We start from the raw sequence: 15,745 nt of genomic DNA, 5'->3' as shown, positions 1-15,745 counted from the left end.
ACCATCCTGGCACCGTACAGTGGCGCTCAGCCCTCAAGGTGACAAGAACGGTCTAAAACCCTTGCAAGCAGCCACGCTGTCGGGCGCGCAACGCGAACACCCCTGCACGCGATGGTATTTGGAGATAAGAATAATGACCCCAATCGCTACAACTCCGCTGACCTCCTTTGCGGAGGCATCGCATGTCCTCTAAAACACAGCTTCAGCGTGTCCTGAAAAGCCGACATATTTTTATGCTTTCCCTGGGAGGAGTCATTGGCACGGGGCTCTTTCAGGGCTCCGGTTTGATAATCAATCAAGGTGGCCCGATGGGCGCCGTGCTCGCTTACTTATTCGCGGGCCTGGTGATGTACCTGGTGATGGTTTGTTTGGCAGAGCTTTCAGTAGAAATGCCGGTGTCGGGCTCTTTTCAAGCTCATGCAACCCGCTATATTGGCCCGGCAACTGGGTTCATGCTCGGGTGGGTTTACTGGGTCTGCTGGGTTGTGACAGTCGGTTTAGAGTTCACTGCTGCAGGCATGCTCATGACCCGGTGGTTCCCAGGCGTGCCGGTGTGGTTCTGGTCCGGTTTTTTTGCCGCCATGCTTTTTGGCATCAATGCGCTGACCACCAAGCTCTTTGGCGAGGTCGAGTACTGGTTTTCAGCGATCAAAGTTAGTGCAATCCTGGCATTCATCGTGATTGGCGGGCTGGCAATGATCGGGGTTATTCCTATGGCCAGCGGCGAAGCAGCACCCTACTTTAAAAACTTTGTGACTGAAGACATTTTCCCCAACGGCATCGGAGCACTCCTGACGCTGATGATGGCCGTCGTTTACTCTTTCCAAGGCTGCGAAATCATGGGGGTGGCAGCAGGTGAAACTGAAAATCCAGAGAAAAGCATACCGCGCGCCGCACGCAACATGGTTTACCGCGTCCTCATATTTTATGTTCTTTCCATTATTATTCTTTCCTGCCTGATTCCTTGGACAGAAGCCGGCTTGGTTGCAAGTCCATTTGTACAGGTGTTCGACCGAGTCGGCATCCCTTATGCAGCCGACGTCATGAACTTTGTAATTCTCACCGCTATTTTATCGGTTGCAAACTCGGGACTGTACGCAGCTACCCGCGTTCTCTGGTCAATGTCGCGCTCCGGTATGGCACCGACGGCATTCGGAAGGTTAAACCGTCGTAACGTACCTGTTATCGCACTCGCTGCAACCATAGCAGGGTCGCTGGTTTGCTTGCTCAGCAGTGTAATCGCAGCCGATACCTTGTTTGTTTTACTAGCTGCCATCGCCGGCCTGGCCGGTACCGTTACTTGGCTGATGATTGCTGTAATCCAATACAGATTCAGACGAGGCTATGAGCGCCTGGGTGGAAAGAGCAAAGACCTCAAATATGCGGCTCCGGGCTTCCCGTACTTAACTGTCGCTTGCATCGTCGTCTGCCTGCTACTGATCGCATGCATGGCTGTAGACCCAGGCCAGCGCATCTCCCTCCTCGGCGGACTGGGCTTCATACTGTTTTGCTACGGTATTTTCCCTCTTTTCAAACCAAAGCCGGGCACAGCACCCTCCTGCGATTCCTTAGAGCCTAACTCCGCAGATCATGCACCACCGGCCTCAGTACTCGAGAGACCACCTATCAAAGCTTAAGCCCCCCTCACGCACCCACCGCCACACAGCGCCTGGCACAAATCAGGCGCTGTAACGTTAAAATAGAGCGCGCGACCTGTAACGACTCGACGGCATGCTTGGGCTCTGGAAGCCATGCATATTGTCGAGTTGAGAGAGCGCTGATATGAGAAGGTAACGCCCCTGGCACCGCCGCCCCGCCTCCCATACCGACTTTGACGCCAGACTCTTCGCTTCGCTGGGACGATGCCCCTGAGGAAGTAATGAAGGAAGCGGTTGCCGTAGGCGACCGGGTGTTGGCTGGCCGCATCAGCCGATTCCAGCTGTGCGTCATCCACCCGAGAACAGCATCCGAGATCGTCGATGTCGACCACGCCAGCCTGCATCAAGGCCACACCAAGGGCGACATAACGGAGCGGGTTTACCGCCGAGTAGGGGCGCTCGCGAAACCCACTAAATAGAGAAAGTATCGGAAGCGCTTCCGAAATAACCATTCCCGGGCGTGCCCCATGGGAAATTTTTCTATGCCCCAAAAACGCAAAAAGCCCTGAATAATCAGGGCTTTGAATATGGCGGAAGCGTAGAGATTCGAACGGTTATATCTGGTTCAACCTATTACCCTTTCCTTGGACGACATGATGACCTCACCCACCTCAGCTGTCAACACCAAATAATTCGCGGCCTCCAACGAAACCCCATTTCTGAAGCCTTGCCGTCTCACAAGATGCAATTCGTTGCACCTTAGCAGTTGCGCCTTATTTCAAGGCCCGCAGCGCTTGAAGCCCTGTCATGACGCTTGCCTATTGACCCTTGTGGGCGTCCCTACCACAGGCGCAATTTCCATTGTCGCCCAATCATTTTCACCACTGTAGAAATGACTCAGCCGACTCCGTCAGCCGCGCTATGCCCCAACGATGACTCTCGAAGGGAGCACCAACGTGTAGTGCCAACCTTTTGGAAAGCCAGGTATCAATTTTCACCAATTTTCAGCTGCCTACTGCCTATACACTGGCACCTGTCTTCTTCGCCCCTGTACCAAGCACCTAACATGGAGCTAGATGAAGCTGGGGGTAGGTAGTCCCGCTATTTCTTGAAGAATTGACGGCAACGCAAATGTCATCAATGCGCCGAGCATCCCAAGGGGAATGTCAAACCAAAAACTCAACAACTCGATAATTAAGAGTACATTTATAGCGTACTCTTAATATATATGACCGATCACGAAAAATTCCTAAACCCCTTGACGCGACCACCATGAAGCTATTTTAATGGAGCCCTAACCTTGGAGGCATTTAATGAAATACGACAATACAGAAACCTCATATTTTCACCACCTCCATCAGCCGGCCGACCACAAATCGAGACAGGCCGTGGCAAAAGCATATGCACTCGAACTCTCTACCTTTTCGGCAGAAGAGATTAAAGAAATCATGAGGCACCAAAGCTATGAAATCCCCAAAATTTATCTGAAGGGTTTTGCCACCAAAAAATAAGAAAAATCACCTCTACCGTACTCCCCTGACGGTAGTCCTGAGCGAATTTTTATCGCTAAAATACGGTTAGTAACTTTCCAGACAGACTCGACCCCAGTGCTGAAGCACACAAAGCTTTGAGCGCCTCGGTCTCAAAAGAATTGCCATCACGAGAAACCTGTGTGGCGCAAACTTATATGTCGGATAGTTTTTCTCATACCACTCACTCCTGCAGACTCCACCGCTCGCATCGACGACTCCTACCATTACCCGTGTCCTCGTAAATCTGAAAGCAATCAAAGTCTGCAGATAGCGTTACCACTGCTTCGATCGCACTGCGCAAATCAGACCCTACCAGTTGATCTTCATGTCTAAATACGATGGTAGGAGGCAAGTTCCCACCCGACCTTACAACCACGTAACCCCAGTCTGTCCAGCGATGCTGAAACCAGGCAGGATTGGAACTGTCCGAGTCAATCTTCCGTGCGAAATCACGTATCTGTTCGACCAATCCTACTAGGCTCTCAAAGTTTGGCTGTCGATTGTTGAATCGGGTGACTTGGTTGGTCTGTTCGAAAAAGTCTGTACCCAGTGACGGTGTGATTGGGTATCGCGCGTCGTTTACGACACTTCTAGACAGATCTTTCAATTGCTTGAACTGATCAGGCTCAAGGTTTATATCCAGCCGCTCGGCCATGCATTCGTAGTCATGCCCAATTTTTCGAACTACACGCTCAACCAGGTTTTCTGGACAGTGTGAATAAAGTTTGACCACCCCGCCCTTCAAAAACATTTCAACCGCATAGCCAAGCAGTAGCATTGATGACCGAGCCAAAGCGGAGTCCTTAGTAAATACTTCAGAAGACCTAGGGCTTTGGTCAGTAATGATTCTGATGACTTCCTCTCTATTTGAAAGCCACTGCTGCCTCAGAGCTTTTGCTGCCACCAACAGGCCATCACCTTCTTTCTTCCAGTTAGAAGCTTTGAATATCCCCTTGCTATGAGAGTTTACAACCGTTTCCCTATCAATCATAAATAACCTCGATGCCAAGCACGCCACACCATTGCAAAAAAATCCTCTTAAAACACTTGAAATCCTACAGTCCGCCACCACCTCACCGCATAAGGATACCCTTTTATCATTCGGAGCTTAGATGACCATCGAACGTTGCAAGCAAAATTTACTGTTGACCCTTGCTTCTCAGGATAATCGAGTCATCGCTCTCACAGGCAAATGGGGTACGGGCAAGACGCACCTATGGCAGCAGGTTCGTGACACCTCGAAGGACGATACGATCAAGAAAGCAGCCTCCATCTCCCTCTTTGGGGTGAGTTCACTAGCTGACCTCAAGAGCAAAGTAGCTTACGCCCTACTCCCTAGCCTGAATGACGAGGGTGTCGCAGCTACGGTTAATGGCACTCTCAACGGGCTCAAAAAAGTCGCGCAGGGACTCCATCGTAGCTTTAACGCTTTGGATGACTTGCCCCTCGTCGTTCTTCCTACCCTCCTAAAGGGTAAATTACTTGTCATAGATGATATCGAGCGCAAGCACGACAAGCTGCACATTGACGAAATCCTCGGATTCATTGATGAGTGCGTCCAAGTGCACAAATGTCGGGTACTGCTCGTGCTCAACGATGACAAGCTGAAGGATAAGGAAATCTGGGAGCAGTTCCGGGAAAAGGTAATCGACCAAGAGCTACGGCTCGACACATCTCCGGCAGAAGCGTTCGACATTGCCAAAGATATTGTCAAGACCGACTGGACTGAAGCACTGGAAAAGGCCACGATCACCTGCGGCGTCACCAACATCCGCATTCTTTGCAAGATTATACGCCTTGCCAATCGACTTCTTGAGGGCCACGGCAATCTTCAGGCCGAGGTCATCGAGAAAGTTATCCCTTCAGTCGTCCTACTGAGCACTATTCATTTTAAATCGCTACCGGATGGCCCTACGTTCGAGTATCTGGTTGATTACAATGGTACGGTGTCAGCAACCCTCAGAGCCATCCGAGCGCAGCAAGGCGATCAAGATGAAAGCGAAGATGATGCTCAGCATGGACAGTGGGACTCTCTACTGAGATCCTTGAATATTTACAGCTGTGGTGAGTTTGAAAAACTGGTCGTTGAGGTTCTTCGCACCGGGTTGATGGATACGCAGGCTGTCCGAGAGCTGATCGAGCGCTACCAGCTCGACGGAAGAATTTTGGGTACAAGCAAGAGCGTTGCGCAGTTTATCCAGCACTACAACTGGCATCCTGAATTCTCAACGGAGCAACTGGTAGCTGAGCTACGCAGCTTGGTTCCAGGCGCAGAATTTATCGAGCCTCCGACTCTCAGCTACCTCATGGATCTGTCAGAGGAGCTTACAGGCGGCCCGGAATTGAGCGAAGAATTTTTATCTTCCTGGTCGACAGCTCTAGACGCCGCCCATCCCGACGGGTTAGTACCCCCACAGTGGCCATCCACTCGGCCGATTCGCCCTGAGGTGGAAGCTGTGTTGAACGCTGCATATGCGCGCCTGTCCTCCACAACAACCCTTGCCGAGGCATGCTCTCACATCCGCAAGACCAAAGGGTGGGGCGACGCTGAGGAGCATCTGCTCAAGCACATCAAGGCAACTGAGTACCAAGCTGAAATTTCTAAGGCCAAAGGTCGTAATCTTGAAGTGATCTTCAATCAAAGCATGCAGTTTGTGCTTCACAAGACGGCATACCAGGACTTTGGCGATGTGGGTGATCGCTTTGTTAAGGCATGCCGAAGCATTTTGAGAGCTGAACCCAGTTCGCGGCTTTCTGGAATCATTCGGAAATTCTTCGAGTATCACAACAAGGCTGAGCTACTTTAGGATCCCCTGAAAGCCTTCGCACCCGAGGCCACCTAATCCATGGTAGCGCTCGGGTGCGCCCGGTCACCACGCTTGCATTTAGGCTCTGCAAGCTAGGAATGTGCTTTAGCTCTCCCCGTAAAAGTAACCATAGGGTACCGAGCAGCGCTTCCAGAAAACCTATGACCGCTTACTAGCTACCAGCTTATCTCGAATCAAATTGAACAGCTCAGCCTGGTACACGGCATCGTCCAACGCATCGTGATTGCCAGAGCTTTCAGGATTCACAACTTTTTCAATCTCACTCGACCGAGTCGATTTCCAGGTGCACTGAGCGGTACCGAAGAACATCGACTTGATGTCCAGCGCCGCGATACCGAAAGGGTTCTCACCTAGGAAATGGTGGAAGTAGTAATTCACAAAGCTCCAATCGAAGGATGCATTGAAGCCCACGAACACTACCGACTGGTCAACGCCCGCTAGAGACTCAACCCAAGCCTTGAACTGTGACATCGCTTCAGCGGGTTCCAAGCCTTCCTCGCGAAGCTTTTCCAAGGACAAGCCCGTAACCTCCAGGGCTGCAGGAACAAACTCGTCAGAGATTGGCTTCAGGTAGCAAGAAAACTGCTCCTTCGGGTTGGAGGTCAGGCACGCGCCGATTGACAGCATGCTGTACTTGCCCGGGATCGGGCCTGATGCCTCGATATCTACGGAGACGAAAATTTCTTTGTCGGCTTTCATAATTACTCCGTTTGAGCAGCTGCCTGGCTGGCAACCACAGCGTCCATTAGCAGACACCAAAACTCCTGAAATGATCGGAAACGAAGCTCGATGAGGGCAAGGGCAGTTCGCCCCTCCCCCACCGAATCATTGAACAATGCGCAGGCCTGGTCGATTACTTATCTTCCATCACTGGAGAAGGACGCATCGAAAGAATCGACTCGGTCAGATCCTTGAAGTCCAGTGGGCGATTCGGAAACGCTTTCGCCATTGCCGTTGGATACAGGCGAGTCCGGATATCGGAGTAAGTCCACGCAGGCTGACCGTTGCGCTCACCGGTGACAGTTGCCAGGTCGGTCAGTTGTTTGTCCGAAAGCCCCATGCCAGCCAAATCCATGCTGAACAGCTCCTTCCGCTCCGCTGCATCCGGGCGAGTGAACTCTTCAACGATGGCAGCACGACGGCGAAGGGCCGCATCCAGCACGGAAAGCCGGTTGGTGCACAGGATCACCACGATGCGACCGCCATACTTACGCAACTCATCGACACCCTGAATCAAGGTGTTCACTGCGACCTTGTCTTCGTGGTGACTCTGGCTCTGCGATCGGGAGGCCGCAATCGAGTCACCTTCGTCGATGATCAGAATTGCCCGGCGCTTCTTACCTGCAGCCTCAGCAACCTCTGCGAAGGCCTGGGTCAACAACGTGCCCATCTCGCCGACCTTACCGGAACCACGAACGCGGTTGCTCAGCTTGAACAGCACCGAGTCCTCAGCACGCGAATCTCGGACGATACGGTTAGCAATGCACTCCGCTGTTGCGGTTTTGCCAGTACCGACGTCGCCATGGAAGATCACCAGGGGATACTGATCGGCTACGAGGTTGCAGATAGGCAGCACACTTTTATGATGCTGCTTGCTCCACTCGGACAGCTGGCCTTGGTTCAGCAGCAGCTGGAGTTGGTTCTGCACACGCTCATAGCGGCCAGCAAATCCGAGCAATACTATCTCGCGATCAGTCAGCTGGATGTCCGGCAGCTCAATGGCCGAGTCAAAAACGGAGGTAGTGCTCATCGGGTGTAGTCCTTACGTTCCATGCCGTAGCCATTGCTGGAGTATTCACGCCCACCACTCTGGGTCAGCTGAGAGTGAGAAATGTCCGCGTAACTGGTCGACCAACTGCACTTCATTTTGCTGGCCATCTTTTCCTGAGCATTCGCATCGTAGGCGTCAACGGTGCCGAGAACGATCCGCAGTTCTGGGCTCGAGAGTCTTGGCCAGAGGGCATTTCCTGGCCGCTGGTTCGCAAGCGAGCCAGACTCATTGACGTAGAATCGCGCAGCCTTGTACTCGACTCCGTAACTCAACAAGGTGATATCGACGTACTCGAGGTAGCCGTACTTGGCCAGAACCTCAATGTCGTGCCCCCACTGACGAGCCTCGGCTTCGGTGATCGCGCCGCTGCTGGAAGCTATCATCACGAGGTCAGCCGTGATACGCCGCATGACCGCTTCAATATCAGTCGTGGTGAAGGTGTTGGTTTGGGTGGAGGTAGAACTCATGCTGCGTCCTCCACCTTGAAGCCTTTACCGAATAGCTCTTTCCACACCTCGAAGTCATCCTCCATCGAGGCGAAGTGCGCGGTTTCCCACGATTCTTCGGCCAGTTGAACGATTTCCTTGCGCTCATCCTCGGTGATGCGACTCGCGACGTTGTTGGTGTCAGATACCGGGTCGATGATCACTACTGCGTCCTGGAATTGAGGCACCCAGCCGTTCTCAGGAAACTTGATGACCTCCTTGAGTCCGGACTGAACGATGTACAGCAGGAAGTCCCGGAAGCGCTTCTCCAGCGAACCAGCCTTGCCGTTCACTTCAAGCACATGGGCCATGATCAGCTCAATGTGGAAGGATTTGAGCGGCACTTCCTTCCAAGTGCGCCAGCGCTTAGCCAGGCGAACCAGGGTGCGGAAGTCCGGATCCTCATCCTTCCGAACCTTCACGAAATTCACCTGACACGGCGCACAGGTTTCAGTCTTTGAGCCGTCAATCCGGTCGAACTGCCAGCCAAAGTTTTCCTTGTTCGGGTTCTCGATGACCGGAACGATATCCACCTCGAGCCCTGTACCCACGAAGGTCACTTTCGCTGCCTTACGCTGGATTTCGAAGTCTTCAACAGACTTGTTGGGGTACAGGTTGACCAGCGCGTCGTAGATTTTCTGGCTGAGGGTTGCGAAGGTCTCTTCATCTACCTTCTGACCACTGATGTAGAAAACCACGTCCACATCGGCGGGGTTCTGAGCGTTAGGCCGCAGGATGGTGTGCTTGGCAAAGGAGCCTGCCTTCACCACCTTCTTGATGGTGATTTTGTCCTGCTTCTTCAGGCTGTCCTTCAGCGCTGCGATCAACCGGTCGACCTGGGCGTTGTAGGTCTCACGCTTCTCCTTCGGCAGGCGCAGGACGTTACTGTCGTAATACTTGATCTGAGTGTTGGTGAGTGGCATGTGCCATCCCCTCCTAGAAATGTTGTGTTAGTCGCAAAGCATCCCTACCAGCAGCTACACCACATGCCGACGGATGAGATGGCGCGGTAACTCGAGGCAAAGGCCCGGGTCACCTTTACGGCTCACTGCAGTTCCCCCCTCCCTCACACCATCCATAAACCCCTAGGGGATCCAGCAAAGGGAAATTGCGAACCTCAGCTTGCTAGCGTATAATTACTATACGGGTACTTTTTACGCTAGTCTAGTATTTATACGCTATTGAGGTTCGATCATGACAAACGAGTCCAAACCCACGGACGACCACCCCACGAGCAAGGGACGGCAAGGAGCACGTTGGGGCCAGGAACGTCGGTTGGAATTCATCGACTATCGACTGCGGTGGGATGGCCAGATCAACCGAAGCAGCCTCACGGACTTCTTTGGTATCTCGGTGCCACAAGCTTCGCTGGACATCACTGAGTATTCGAAGCTCGCTGAGAGCAACTTGGAGTACGACACCAGGGCCAGGGTTTACAAGGCGACCGACACATTCAAAGCGGTTTTCTCGTCCACCTCAGTTGAGCGCTACCTGGATGACCTGCTGCGCGTCGCCGTTCAGCCAGAGATCCCCTACGGCAGCTTCCTGGGCTGGCAATCGCCTGTCGCGGCCGTGCCCAAGCTGGGGCGTCGCCTGAATGCGGACATCGTTGGGGTAATTCTCCGCGCGATTCGCGAGAACGAACTTGTTGAGGTCTTCTACCAATCCCTGACAGACCCTGAAGGGGGTGAGCGGATGCTGTCTCCTCATGCCTTGGTGCATGACGGTAACCGCTGGCACGTCCGGGCGTACTGCCACAAGCGTAAAGCTTTCCGGGATTTCTCTCTGACGCGCATCAAACACTGCAAATATGTGGGGCAAGATCGGGATCGGGATGACGAAGACTACGCCTGGAACACCATCGTAAATGTGATTCTCGTCCCGCACCCTGGTCTCACCCCAGCCCAGCGCAAATTGATCGAGTCCGACTTCCTGATGGAGAACGGCGAGATGCACGTGAAGTGTCGCCGAGCCCTTCTCTTGTATCTCCTGTTCCAGCTCAACCTGAATGAAGACCAAGCCGATCAGAGGCCCGAGGTCATCCAGCTGGCCCTGAAGAATAGGGATGAGATCAAAGACCTCATTCAGTATTGATACCTAGAAAATCAGCCAACACTTAACACCTTAGCTACCGGAATTGTCACGATGGCAAAGCTTGAAAATGAATTCATTCTGATTGCGGGCAGCATCTCCAAGAAGACAGAGAAGGCCTCAATCGACCTCGCGCACGACTTCACTCGCGCAGTAACGAAAAGCGTCTTGGCCGCTGAGGGTGGCCTCGTGGTCTACCTGGCTGGCTTACCTACCAATGAGGCCGGTGATGCTCTGACCTTCGATTGGACGGTGGCCTATGAGGCAGAGAAACTGTTGGCTGAGTACGCTCCCGTCCACCAGCTGAAGATCGTCACATCGCAGTTGGCCATGCGAGAGAAAATGACGCTCGAACAGCGCACGCTTATTCGACGACTCTCAGCAGAACATTACGCTGAGGTCATTTATGTGGAAGATGACCTGATCACCGGCGGCAATATCGGCGATGAGCAAGTTGAAGTCGCCACGGCGATGATTGCCGTGGGCGGTGGTAAAGGCGTCTCCGACCGAGCACGTAAGCTCCGCAAACGTAAGCTCCCAGTGCTGCCATTTGACCTTCAGCTCGGCGGCTTCAGCGAAGATGGCGAAGGTGCGCTTGGACTGCGGGCGAATTTCTTCAAAGAACCCCTCACCATGTTCCCCTTCACTGGCGAGCAAGTGAAAGGACGCCTGGATAGCATGTCGCTTCAGGAGCCCATCTACGGCCTGGATAAGATCGCAGATCTCTCTGTTAGCCTGTTCCAGGCTGAAAGTGAGGCCCGGGACGCCGCACGCACTCCAGATCTCCTGGTGATCACAGCCATCGCCATTGAGCTGGCTGCCGCAAAGAAAGTCTTCGGGATTGGCGAAGACGTACCAGCTCGATTCACCGCAAACGGTGTGCACTATTGGCCGGTGACGATTCAGCGAGCAGACGGCCCACTCTCCTGCGTCATTGCTTCTCTGGGCAATGCTGGCAACGTCAACGCAAGCGCCATCACCACGCTCCTGCTGTCAGAGCTCAAACCTAAAAAGGTACTGATGATGGGGATCGCGGCAGGCCGGCGTAAAAAACTGAGCCTCGGTGAAGTCATTCTGTCCGAACGAGTTGTGTATTACGAAGGGGCTGCAGCCCTCGCGGGTGGCAATCTTGCGCCTCGACCAGAAACGCCTCGGCCCGGACTCTCCACTCAGCAAGACCTCAATGCCTATTTCGCGACCGCGTCCTTACCTGAGCGGCTGCAAGAGCAAGCGAGCAAGCTTGGCTTTGCAATGCCAACCGAGTCCAAAGCCGGCGAGGTCGCTGCCCATTTGAAAGTATCGCCAGCGACAATCGCGTCTGGGGAGCTGCTGATCCGAGACCCGAAGCTTTTCGAAAGTTTCCAAGGCCTTCATGACAAAGCAGTGGTCGCTGAGATGGAGGCATACGGCGTATTCGACGCATGCGAAAAGCAGAACGTGCCCGTCCTGGTAGTGCGCGGCATCAGCGACTACGGTGACAAAAGTAAAGACAACACCTTCCACAAGGTGGCTTCAGAAGCTGCAGCCATTGTGACCCTCGACTACGCAAAACACGGCTGGAGCCGCAGATTGGCTCAATAAACTACTACTCCAGACGCCCCGCCTTGGGGCGTTTTGGTTCCGTATTACGTGTCGGACAATGAAAGGAATTCTGATCGTGACAAATGACACTGCTTCTGAGATGCATCAACTCCCTCCTTGCTCAATACCTTCAACATGCCAGATATCCTTCCGAAGCATCCCCGAAGATGCGCCATGGAAGGATAAATTCATTGCAGTTATCCAAAAGCTTACCGAAACCACAGGCCGATACATGAACCTGTCCAATCTAGACGGCGTGACTATCGGCTCGACTACGACGACGCGCTCGCCTCTGTCGATCTGGGTTACGAGTCAGCGATTGCGAAGCAGTACACCAAGCAGGAAAATCTTCTCGGCGTAGGCAAAGCGCTGAGGGTTCGTCGAGACGGCGAGATCAAAATGCACGTTGTGCTGAACGGACATGTCCTACTCGATCTGGTTAAGCATGAACCGACAAGTGACGAGTTCTGGGGGGCAGCCAATATTCTTGCCCATGAGCTCGGCCATGTGCAGACCGCAGGATGGTTTGAAGCACATTCTCCAGGTGTCATGCTGGCCCAACATGAGGGGGACTGGGCCACAAGTACGCTTCGGGAGACAGCTCATATTCTCTGGGAAGAGTATGCAGCGTGCCGGCTTAGCGCGCTCATAAGCCAAGGGTCGTTAATGACTGCCAGCTACACACAAGGATTAGAAACGTCGATTCTGGGTGCTATAGACCGAGCTCGTTCCGCGATCAAAGACTATCGGACGCACAGCGACGTCGCTCGCCTTCTGGTCGAGACAGCACGTGAAATTGCCATGCCTCTGAAAATGTCTGCCTACCTGCTTGGTCATCTGGATGGTCTCGATGAAGAAGCCGATATCGACTCGCGCTGTCACTTTGCCAACGAATTGACCCCACACTTCCATGAGCTACTGGGTGCACTGAGAGATGCGTGGGAAACTCGAGAGTCGTGGGATGGCCTTGCCAGCCTTGATCCAATCGTTGATGTAATTGTGCACGCGCTGAGGACAGCGGGAATCGACATTACTTTAAGCCAAGTGCCGCCAGGTTCTCGAGTAGACGTTCCTTACAGGGCAGAGACGTTGCTAAATGGAGAGGCGGACATGGCGATCATCCAAATGAGACAAGCGCTCGGGCTCGAGCGGTAAAGTCCGATTAGCTTCACGAGCGTCGTGCCTGAGCGGCTCATGAACTCTCGCCATTACGCCCCTTATTCCCAGCTATCCCTAGCCGCTTTCCGCACCTGTTTTCACCATCCCCTTGGATAGGATCACTGTGCGGAATTCGGGACTTTGCGTATCCACGACGATGAGCAGAAACCAGTCAGCCATCCTCATTTCCGAAAGAAGATGAACGCCGCATGGGTTGATGGGCTTGCGCTTTCATTGTCCTTACCTGCACACAGCCACTCACCTGCGAAAGCCTTAGGGCCCGCGACTATGAGTGCATTCTCAGGATTTCTCAGTACATCACCCATCGGACGTACACCTCCAGGCATGAAGCCACTGAGTTTGGCTTCTGGCGTGTTCTCCACGAGCAGCTTCCCGTCCTCTGTTACACGGCCTCGAAGCACGCCCAATCCGTTGTTATGCACCACCAATGGTTCCCACTTCACGTCCATGCACCTCTCCTTCACAGTTAAAGACTACCAGGGCATGTTGCCCTGCTGCTGTCCATGTATCGAACACCAATCTTCCAAGCTAGTAGGCACCGAGACCATACGATACTCGTGGGACTCGAGCATCACCTTGAACATCGGTATGTCGATCCCACTGCAGATTCTCAAGATGCCCAGGGCATCAGCATCGCTGATTCTTGCCCCCAAGTGCACGGCCTTTAGAGGTGCTGGGCGGTTGAAACCTTCGACACTCCTATCGCCATCAGGAATCACCCAGCGCCATTCACGCTCGTACTCCCAATCGAGAGCCTTGCACAACGATGCAGCAATGCCAAAAAACTCGTTGTAGTCCTTGCCAGCGCGACGGGCTATCAGGATGTGGGTGACGTCGATTAGCTATTCTGTGTAGGCGACCGGCCATAGCGTGAAGATGGGGGACTTATTCCGATGGAGGCTAGTGAAGCCGTACTCCATGGCAAAGCCTGTGTGGTTGCAACCGTAGTGACTCCACATCAGCATCGAATCCACACGCTCGCTGAGGCTACAGATTTCGCAGCTGCTTTTGAGCTCATCTGTAAGGGTTGGCAGCTGCCCCAATTTTTGATTGGGCGCCAAAACGCCGACTTTGTGAAGCCACTCATCGACATTCGAACGGCATGCCTGTTGAGCCGATACCAGCGCTACCACCGCTGCAATCGGGTCATCGGAGGCTAGGGGCTGTATGAAAAGTCTTGAGAAGAAGGTCAGACAAGGCGAAAACAGCCGAGGAAGCAGAGTTTACGGGTTGTAAATGAGCATTCCGAGGCTGTTTTCAACGCAGCATCACCGAGTATCAAGACTTTACGTACAGAGCCTAGGCCACTCCAGATGAGCATCGCGTAGGCACTACTCTTCCAAATCAAGCGAATCGACAAACTTCTCCAGCTTGGACTGCTCCCAGTAGAGGCTCTTGCCGCCGTTGCTACAGGCCTGGACAAGCTGCCCAGAATTCATGCTTGCAGCCTTACGTAAGGTACTGATCACAGTAACCTGGTGGGCCTTCGCGGCCACCTGCAGGTCTCGTTGTCGAAGCGACTCTCGGGTGAATACGAAAATTTCTGGATTTTTGCTCATGATGGCTCCCAGGATGCTGCGGGGTGGTCTGTTCGGAAACGTGCAGCTGTATCGCTCGTAGAGCCTAGACGTAGGAGCGAGAGGCGGCAACGTCTTGCGCGCCCGATTTAGCCACCGCTCGTCCCCTATAATATTTTTGAATCTTGCCAAACTTGAGGTGGTTTGAGCAATTGCACGGTAGAATACCTTCAGCACCTTGTACAATAACATCACACACCCATTAGCAATTATTTCAAAGCCAAGAGCAATTATGGACAAGATGGAGCAGAAGTTACTTATTCTCAACATGGTCGAATGCGCAGAGCAACTGGTTCAGCCGCTAGCCCTCCTCCAGATCGATCTAGTGAACTGGGAGATAATAAATGGCGAAACGCCTCCCCCGCCCCAACTCTGCCAAGAAGAAGAGGAACATGGAAACTATTTGAACTCGCAACTTAGCGAGCTTCATATAGCGATCATCGCCTATCTATCCCTCCTTGAAAAGGATTCATTATTGAGGCAATTTTATTCAAAATTTGGAGAAGATTTTGACGCCATTAGCGCAGCTAGGGCCATGGCTTACATACATGAAACAGGTGAATACGCGAACAATCACTTAATCGAAATAAAAAGCTTTCTCAGAGGGTTGAATTTCTATGGATCCGGCACGCTAACCCAAAATGAGTTACAGATAACCATCTTAGAACGTGTCTTACGCTCAACTGTACAAGTCTGCGCAGCAACTAAAACTGTAATAAAAAAAGAAAAATGCATACAAGATGCTCTAAAAGACTACCTGCAGATCATATTCCCCACAACGATCGGCTCAAGCGTAGCGCATCCAAAAATTAATAAGAAATACTTTTGCGATATTTACATTGAGGAGTTAGGCATAGGAATAGAGGTTAAGCTATCCAGAACCAAGGCTAACTTAGACTCTGCATTTGCGGAAATTAGTGACGACGTAATAGGATATGGGAAACATCCTCATTATACAAAATTTTACGCGCTATTTTATGTCACCGAAGATATACTGGGACTGGAGAGATTTACGGCGTCCTGGAAATCGAGAAACTATCCCAGCAATTGGACGCCTATCTATGTGATCGGGAAGCCAGTCAGCGCTTGAGTAAATTGTCGTC

The 15,745-nt window shown here is 52.6% G+C and carries 14 protein-coding genes; 7 read left to right on the top strand and 7 right to left on the bottom strand.

The annotated features are described in order from the left end of the window. Positions 1-182: 182 nt before the first annotated feature. Positions 183-1,637: an amino acid permease gene (locus AC5PZ0_RS02480; protein WP_493854246.1), complete on the top strand. Its 1,455-nt coding sequence runs from the start codon at positions 183-185 to the stop codon at positions 1,635-1,637. 1,274 nt (positions 1,638-2,911) lie between these two features. Continuing rightward, positions 2,912-3,109: a hypothetical protein gene (locus tag AC5PZ0_RS02475; protein ID WP_493854245.1), complete on the top strand. Its 198-nt coding sequence runs from the start codon at positions 2,912-2,914 to the stop codon at positions 3,107-3,109. A gap of 202 nt (positions 3,110-3,311) precedes the next feature. On the opposite strand, the gene AC5PZ0_RS02470 is transcribed toward AC5PZ0_RS02475, so the two are convergent. Beyond that, positions 3,312-4,121 (bottom strand): hypothetical protein, encoded by an 810-nt coding sequence (locus AC5PZ0_RS02470; RefSeq protein ID WP_493854244.1) that lies wholly within the window; start codon positions 4,119-4,121, stop codon positions 3,312-3,314. A gap of 121 nt (positions 4,122-4,242) precedes the next feature. Here AC5PZ0_RS02470 and AC5PZ0_RS02465 point away from each other — a divergent pair, with 121 nt between their 5' ends. Further along, on the top strand, positions 4,243-5,937 hold the full coding sequence (locus AC5PZ0_RS02465; protein WP_493854243.1) for a P-loop NTPase fold protein: 1,695 nt from the start codon (positions 4,243-4,245) through the stop codon (positions 5,935-5,937). 159 nt (positions 5,938-6,096) lie between these two features. Here the strand turns inward: AC5PZ0_RS02465 and AC5PZ0_RS02460 are convergent, their stop codons facing one another. From AC5PZ0_RS02460 to AC5PZ0_RS02445, 4 genes are all read right to left on the bottom strand, one after another. Then, positions 6,097-6,657 (bottom strand): 3'-5' exonuclease, encoded by a 561-nt coding sequence (locus AC5PZ0_RS02460; RefSeq protein ID WP_493854242.1) that lies wholly within the window; start codon positions 6,655-6,657, stop codon positions 6,097-6,099. A gap of 154 nt (positions 6,658-6,811) precedes the next feature. Continuing rightward, on the bottom strand, positions 6,812-7,708 hold the full coding sequence (locus AC5PZ0_RS02455; protein ID WP_493854241.1) for an AAA family ATPase: 897 nt from the start codon (positions 7,706-7,708) through the stop codon (positions 6,812-6,814). Further along, positions 7,705-8,196, bottom strand: coding sequence for an HORMA-1 domain-containing protein (locus tag AC5PZ0_RS02450; protein ID WP_493854240.1), 492 nt, complete (start codon positions 8,194-8,196; stop codon positions 7,705-7,707). Before AC5PZ0_RS02450 ends, AC5PZ0_RS02455 begins: the two co-directional genes overlap by 4 nt. Continuing rightward, positions 8,193-9,137, bottom strand: a complete 945-nt coding sequence (locus tag AC5PZ0_RS02445; RefSeq protein ID WP_493854239.1) for a CBASS oligonucleotide cyclase — start codon at positions 9,135-9,137, stop codon at positions 8,193-8,195. The genes AC5PZ0_RS02450 and AC5PZ0_RS02445 overlap by 4 nt, the downstream gene beginning before the upstream one ends. A gap of 352 nt (positions 9,138-9,489) precedes the next feature. Between AC5PZ0_RS02445 and AC5PZ0_RS02440 the strand changes: the two genes are divergently transcribed. The 3 genes from AC5PZ0_RS02440 (at position 9,490) to AC5PZ0_RS02430 (ending at position 13,041) form a co-directional block, all read left to right on the top strand. Continuing rightward, complete coding sequence (locus AC5PZ0_RS02440) at positions 9,490-10,308, top strand: WYL domain-containing protein (protein WP_493854238.1); 819 nt, start codon at positions 9,490-9,492, stop codon at positions 10,306-10,308. A gap of 51 nt (positions 10,309-10,359) precedes the next feature. Continuing rightward, the gene (locus AC5PZ0_RS02435) at positions 10,360-11,886 is read left to right on the top strand and encodes a phosphorylase family protein (RefSeq protein WP_493854237.1); all 1,527 of its coding nucleotides are present in this window, start codon (positions 10,360-10,362) and stop codon (positions 11,884-11,886) included. Positions 11,887-12,285: 399 nt separating this feature from the next. Further along, positions 12,286-13,041 carry a hypothetical protein gene (locus AC5PZ0_RS02430; protein ID WP_493854236.1) on the top strand — a complete coding sequence of 252 codons (756 nt, stop codon included), beginning with the start codon at positions 12,286-12,288 and terminating at the stop codon, positions 13,039-13,041. A gap of 185 nt (positions 13,042-13,226) precedes the next feature. Here AC5PZ0_RS02430 and AC5PZ0_RS02425 read toward each other — a convergent pair whose 3' ends face one another. Beyond that, on the bottom strand, positions 13,227-13,514 hold the full coding sequence (locus AC5PZ0_RS02425) for a hypothetical protein (RefSeq protein WP_493854235.1): 288 nt from the start codon (positions 13,512-13,514) through the stop codon (positions 13,227-13,229). Positions 13,515-14,396: 882 nt separating this feature from the next. Then, positions 14,397-14,624: a hypothetical protein gene (locus AC5PZ0_RS02420; protein WP_110677150.1), complete on the bottom strand. Its 228-nt coding sequence runs from the start codon at positions 14,622-14,624 to the stop codon at positions 14,397-14,399. Between the two features lie 250 nt (positions 14,625-14,874). Here AC5PZ0_RS02420 and AC5PZ0_RS02415 point away from each other — a divergent pair, with 250 nt between their 5' ends. Further along, positions 14,875-15,732: a PD-(D/E)XK nuclease domain-containing protein gene (locus tag AC5PZ0_RS02415; RefSeq protein WP_493854234.1), complete on the top strand. Its 858-nt coding sequence runs from the start codon at positions 14,875-14,877 to the stop codon at positions 15,730-15,732. The last annotated feature ends 13 nt before the right edge of the window (positions 15,733-15,745 follow it).

Source organism: Pseudomonas sp. 5.2, from assembly GCF_059025405.1.
Note: the sequence above shows the minus strand (reverse complement) of the source record. Positions and strands in the feature narration are given on the sequence as shown.